This window comes from Roseomonas sp. TAS13, from assembly GCF_001950415.1.
Lineage (GTDB): Bacteria > Pseudomonadota > Alphaproteobacteria > Acetobacterales > Acetobacteraceae > Roseomonas > Roseomonas mucosa.
On the sequence record NZ_BDLP01000297.1, the window covers coordinates 1 to 5511 of the forward strand.

5 protein-coding genes and 1 tRNA gene are annotated in these 5511 nt (G+C 69.6%); 3 read left to right on the forward strand and 3 right to left on the reverse strand.

Annotation, left to right across the window (positions count from 1 at the left end; genetic code table 11):
- From ROTAS13_RS18520 to ROTAS13_RS18530, 3 genes are all read right to left on the reverse strand, one after another.
- Positions 1 to 558 (reverse strand): biliverdin-producing heme oxygenase (locus ROTAS13_RS18520; RefSeq protein WP_139323437.1); only part of this gene is annotated, 558 nt, incomplete at its 3' end.
- A gap of 211 nt (positions 559 to 769) precedes the next feature.
- On the reverse strand, positions 770 to 2212 hold the full coding sequence (gene glnA / locus ROTAS13_RS18525; RefSeq protein WP_019462712.1) for a type I glutamate--ammonia ligase: 1443 nt from the start codon (positions 2210 to 2212) through the stop codon (positions 770 to 772).
- Between the two features lie 134 nt (positions 2213 to 2346).
- Entirely contained in the window at positions 2347 to 2685 is a 339-nt protein-coding gene (locus tag ROTAS13_RS18530) for a P-II family nitrogen regulator (RefSeq protein ID WP_019462713.1), read from the reverse strand.
- Positions 2686 to 3137: 452 nt separating this feature from the next.
- On the opposite strand from ROTAS13_RS18530, the gene ROTAS13_RS18535 reads away from it, so the two are divergent.
- The 3 genes from ROTAS13_RS18535 to ROTAS13_RS18545 all read left to right on the forward strand — a co-directional run.
- Positions 3138 to 4388, forward strand: a complete 1251-nt coding sequence (locus tag ROTAS13_RS18535; RefSeq protein WP_075823056.1) for an aminotransferase — start codon at positions 3138 to 3140, stop codon at positions 4386 to 4388.
- 99 nt (positions 4389 to 4487) lie between these two features.
- Positions 4488 to 4563, forward strand: a tRNA-His gene (locus tag ROTAS13_RS18540).
- A 98-nt stretch (positions 4564 to 4661) separates the two neighbouring features.
- Positions 4662 to 5511 (forward strand): FAD-dependent monooxygenase (locus ROTAS13_RS18545; protein ID WP_075823057.1); only part of this gene is annotated, 850 nt, incomplete at its 3' end.

Here is a 5511-nt window from a genome sequence, read left to right on the forward strand (position 1 = left end):
GGATTCCAGGCGGTGGAAACTGTCGCGGGCCGCGTCGCAGGCGCCCCCGGCATCGGCGCAATGAAGCGCCAGCGCCTGGCGGAAGCGCCGCCAGCCCTCGCCGACCGGCCGGCCCAGGCTGGCATGGAAGGATGCGCCGCGTTCCGGACCCAAGCCCAGCGCGGCCTCCGCCCGGCGCAGGATCACCTGTCCGCCGAGGGCGGAGCCTTCCAGCACGTAGAGAGCGCCGAAGGCGGCATCCCGTGTTGCGGGAGGGGGCGGGGACGGGGCGAGGGGCAGGGCGTCCAACCCCGCGGACGGCAGGCCCAGGAAGCGGAGGTCGTTCCGCAGCAGCGGCGTGCGCCAGCGGGCTGTGTCGGGTGCGAGGCCGGTGGCCTGCCAGTCGAAGCGGTCCAGCATCGCCTCCAGCGGCGCCACGATGCCCAGCATGGCCGAAAGAAAGCGCGCATAGGCCGCCGGGGATGCCAGGTGCCGGTCCAGATCGATCCCGGCGTCGAGACGGGCGTGCAGGGTGGCTGTGGCGTCACGCAACGCCGTCAGGACGTCCGCTGAGGTCAATCGGCCGTTTCCAGCGTCACGATGCTTCCTCCGGCACAGTGTTTCACGAAAGATCGAAAATAGAGGTCCGTGGCCACGGCGCAAGGAGCGGGCGGGACCGGCTTCCGACAAGAACAAGCGAGCGGAAAGCACGAAGGGCGCCTCGCGGCGCCCTTCGAAACCCCTGCTCCGCCGGCCGGGCCACCCGCGGTGGGCGGCCCGGAACGCGGGTTCAGGCGGAGTAGTACATCTCGAACTCGACCGGGTGCGGCACGTGCTCGAAGCGGTAGACCTCGTTCCATTTCAGGTCGATGTAGCTCTCGATCTGCTCCCGGGAGAAGACGTCGCCCGCGAGCAGGAACTCGTGGTCGGCCGCCAGGCTCTCCAGCGCCTCGCGCAGCGAGCCGCACACCGTCGGGATGTCCTTCAGCTCCTCCGGCGGCAGGTCGTAGAGGTCCTTGTCCATCGGCTCGCCCGGATGGATCTTGTTCTTGATCCCGTCCATCGCCGCCATGGTGAGCGCCGCGAAGGACAGGTAGGGGTTCGCGGTCGGGTCGGGGAAGCGGACCTCGACGCGCTTGGCCTTCGGGCTGGTGGTGTAGGGGATGCGGCAGGAGGCGGAACGGTTGCGCGCCGAGTAGGCGAGCAGCACGGGGGCCTCGAAGCCCGGGATCAGGCGCTTGTAGGAATTGGTGGACGGGTTGGTGAAGGCGTTGATCGCCTTGGCGTGCTTGATGATGCCGCCGATGGCGAACAGGCACATCTCCGACAGGTCGGCATAGCCGTTGCCCGCGAACATGGGCTTGCCTTCCTTCCAGATGGAAAGATGGGTGTGCATGCCCGAGCCGTTGTCGCCATAGATCGGCTTCGGCATGAAGGTCGCGGTCTTGCCGTAGCTGTGGGCGACGTTGTGGACGCAGTACTTGTAGATCTGCATCTGGTCGGCCATCGTCACCAGCTTGCCGAAGCGGGTGCCCAGCTCGTGCTGCGACTGCGCCACCTCGTGGTGGTGCTTCTCGCCCGGCAGGCCCATCTCGATCATGGTCGAGAGCATCTCGGCGCGCAGGTCCATCTCGCTATCGACCGGCGGGACGGGGAAGTAGCCGCCCTTCACCAGCGGGCGGTGGCCCATGTTCCCCTCGGGGTAGTCCTTCATGTTGGCCCCGGGGCCCTCGATGCTCTCGAGCTTGTAGTGGCCGAAGTTGCCGCCGGTGCCGAACTTGACGTCGTCGAACACGAAGAACTCGGCCTCGGCGCCGACCAGCACGGTGTCGCCGATGCCGGAGGACGCCACATAGGCCTCGGCCTTCTTGGCGGTGCCGCGCGGGTCACGGGCATAGGCCTGGCCGGTCGAGGGCTCGATGATGTCGCAGAAGAGGATCAGCTGCGGCTTGGCCGAGAACGGGTCCATGCAGGCATTGGCCGTGTCCGGCATCAGGATCATGTCGGACTCGTTGATCGCCTTCCAGCCGGCGATCGAGGAGCCGTCGAACATGATGCCGTCCGTGAAGACCTCTTCGGAGACGGTCGAGACGTGCTGGGCCGTGTGCTGCCACTTGCCCTTCGGATCGGTGAAGCGGAAGTCCACGTACTCGACGGAATTCTCCTTGATCATGTCCATGACCTTGGAGACGCCGTCCGGGACCCCCGGGGCTGCTGCGGGCTTCTTCGCCATCGTGTCCTGATCCTGTTCCCTAGAACGTGGCAATCACTTCGCGGGCCGTCCGGCCCACGTTCCGCCGGCCGCCGGCCCCTGCGGGTTCCCTCGGGACACCCAACCCGGAGCCGGTCGCCCGGAATCTCGCTGTGTCAGACGGCGTCCTCGCCGCGTTCCCCGGTCCGGATGCGGATCACCTCCTGCACGTCGGACACGAAGATCTTGCCGTCGCCGATCCGCCCGGTGCGGGCGGCCGTGGTGATGGCCTCGATGGCGCGTTCCGCCAGGTCGTCGGGGCAGATCACCTCGATCTTCACCTTGGGCAGGAAATCCACCACGTATTCGGCGCCGCGATAGAGCTCCGTATGGCCCTTCTGCCGCCCGAAGCCCTTGGCCTCCACGACCGTCAGGCCCTGGAGCCCGATCTCATGGAGGGCGTCCTTCACCTCGTCGAGCTTGAAGGGCTTGATGATGGCCTCGATCTTCTTCATCGGCTCCGCCGTCCCGTTTCCCCGCGCCACCTGACGGCGCGAGGGCCGTTTCCCCTCGCGATCGCCGGCCTTGTCCTGCCGGCGCTGGCCCGCGACACGGGCGTACCCGGTGTTGCACGGCCCGTGCCGCGCCGGCAATGGCCGTGGCGGGCGGTTTTCACCGCTCACGCCCCTGGGATGCGCCGTTCCGGGCGGCATTCTGCCCGTTTTGGCGGCAGATGCCACCAGGAGACATGGTTGCGCCACCGTGGCGGGGGTCCCATTATCCTCCCGGGCCTGGAAACCCGCACGGAAAACCCGGCATGGCGCCGGCCGGACCGTTGCGCCGGAGTCGGGCCGCCGCATCCCCAGACCCCCGCGCCAGGGCCCGCTTCCGGGTCCGCCGCGGCGGGTCCCGTGAGAATCGGGAGCGCCCCGCCGGGTCTCCCATCGGAAACGAAGCACACCCAGAGATGAAGCCTCCAGGCAGCCCCCAGAACGTCGAATCGAAGGCCGCCCGGCCGCAGAACGCCCTGCTCTCGGCCACCGGCACCACGGTCTTCACCGTCATGTCGGCGCTGGCGGCGCAGCACGGGGCGATCAACCTCGGCCAGGGCTTCCCGGACGAGGAAGGGCCGGCCGATGTGGTGCGGGCCGCGGCGGATGCGCTGCTGGACAACCGCAACCAGTACCCGCCGCTGACCGGCGTGCCCGAGCTGCGCGAGGCCGTGGCCGCCGCGAACCACCGCTTCTATGGGATGGAGATCGACCCGGTGGCGGAGGTGGTGGTGACCTCTGGCGCCACCGAGGCGATCACCGCCTGCCTGATGGCGCTGCTCGACCCGGGCGACGAGGTGGTGCTGATCGAGCCGCTCTACGACACCTACCTGCCGGTGGTGCGGATGCTGGGCGCGGTGCCGAAGCTGGTGCGCCTCTCGCCGCCGAAATGGGAGCTGCCGCGCGCCGAACTGGCCGCCGCCTTCGGCCCGAAGACCAAGGCGATCCTGCTGAACAGCCCGATGAACCCGGCGGGCAAGGTCTTCACCGCCGCCGAGCTGGCCTTCATCGCGGAGCTGGTGCAGCGCCACGATGCCTACGCGGTCTGCGACGAGGTCTACGAGCACCTGACCTTCGACGGATGGAAGCACATCCCGCTGATGACGCTGCCCGGCATGCGCGAACGCTGCCTGCGCATCGGCTCGGCCGGCAAGACCTTCAGCCTGACCGGCTGGAAGGTGGGCTACATCACCTGCGACCGCTCCGTCGCGCCGAACGTGGCCAAGGCACACCAGCTCCTGACCTTCACCACGCCGCCCAACCTGCAGCGGGCGGTGGCGCTGGGGCTGGGCAAGGAGGACGGCTATTTCGAGGCGCTGTCCGGCGGGCTCCAGGCCAGGCGCGATCACCTCGCGGCGGGGCTGGAGCGGCTGGGCTTCGGCGTGCTGCCCGCCATGGGCTCCTACTTCATCACCGCCGATTTCCGGCCGCTGGGCTTCGCCGGGGACGACGTGGCCTTCTGCCGCCACATCACCGAGGCGGCACGGGTGACGGCGATCCCCGTCAGCGCCTTCTATGCCGGGCCGGACGCACCCAGCCACTATGCCCGCTTCGCCTTCTGCAAGCGGCTGGAGGTGCTGGACGAGGCCCTGGCGCGGCTGGAGGCCTGGAAGGCCGGGCGCGAGCAGGCGGGCGGCCAAGCGGGCAGCAAGGCGCGGGTGGTCTAGGACGGAGGGAAGGGAAGGCGGCAGGGGACGCGCCAAACTTCGCGCGCGACCCCCGTTGACGACGCCACGGGCGGGCCTTACACCGCGCCACACCGTGTGGCGGCCTTAGCTCAGTCGGTAGAGCGCCAGGTTGTGGTCTTGGATGTCACGGGTTCGAATCCCGTAGGTCGCCCCACCCTTCTCCCCCCTTCACAGGCGTTGATCCATCGGGATGCTCCCCGGGCTGTTCCGGCCGGGACAGGGGCATCCGGCGATCCGGGGGTTGAGCGTAAGATGCAGTTCGACATGGCGATCGTGGGCGGCGGGCCGGTGGGCCTCGCCTTCGCGCGGGAAATGGCCGGCAGCGGGCTTTCGCTGGCGCTGATCGAGACGCAGGCCGAGGCGCGGCTGGCCGACCCCGGTTTCGACGGGCGCGAGATCGCGCTCACCCATCTCTCGCAGGACCTGCTGCGCGCCCTGGGCGCCTGGGACCGGCTGCCCTCCGGTGCCGCCTCGGCACTGCGCGAGGCGCGGGTGCTGAACGGCGGCTCTCCCTACGCCCTGCATTTCGACGTGTCCGACCGGGCCGAGGCGGCGCTCGGCCAGCTCGTCCCGAACCACCTGATCCGCCGCGCGCTCTTCGCCACGGTGCAGGGGCAGGCGGGGCTGACGCTGCTGGCCGGCACCAGCGTCACCAACGCCACGATCACCCGCCAGGGTGCCCGGCTGGCATTGTCCGACGGGCGGGAGATCGGCGCGAAGCTGGTGGTGGCGGCGGACACGCGCTTCTCGCCGCTCCGCAAGGCGCAGCGGATTGGGGCGGACGTGACGGATTTCGGCAAGTCCATGCTGGTCTGCCGCCTGGAGCACGAGGGCGAGCACGGGCATGTCGCGACCGAATGGTTCGGCCATGACCAGACCATCGCCATGCTGCCGCTGAACGGCCGCTGCTCCTCCGCGGTGATCACCCTGCCCAGGCCGGAGATCGAGCGGCTGGTGGCCCTGGACGGCAGCGCCTTCTCGGCCGAGGTGACGGAGCGCTACCGCCGCCGCCTCGGCGCGATGCGGCTGGTCAGCAGCCGCCACGCCTATCCGCTGGTCACCGCCTATGCCCGACGCTTCGTGGCGATGCGCTTCGCCCTGA

What these genes read in the sequence shown, in the direction of transcription:
- ROTAS13_RS18530 (WP_019462713.1), bottom strand. Translation starts at nt 2,685, where the DNA reads ATGAAGAAGATCGAGGCCATCATCAAGCCCTTCAAGCTCGACGAGGTG.
- ROTAS13_RS18535 (WP_075823056.1), top strand. Translation starts at nt 3,138, where the DNA reads ATGAAGCCTCCAGGCAGCCCCCAGAACGTCGAATCGAAGGCCGCCCGG.
- glnA (WP_019462712.1), bottom strand. Translation starts at nt 2,212, where the DNA reads ATGGCGAAGAAGCCCGCAGCAGCCCCGGGGGTCCCGGACGGCGTCTCC.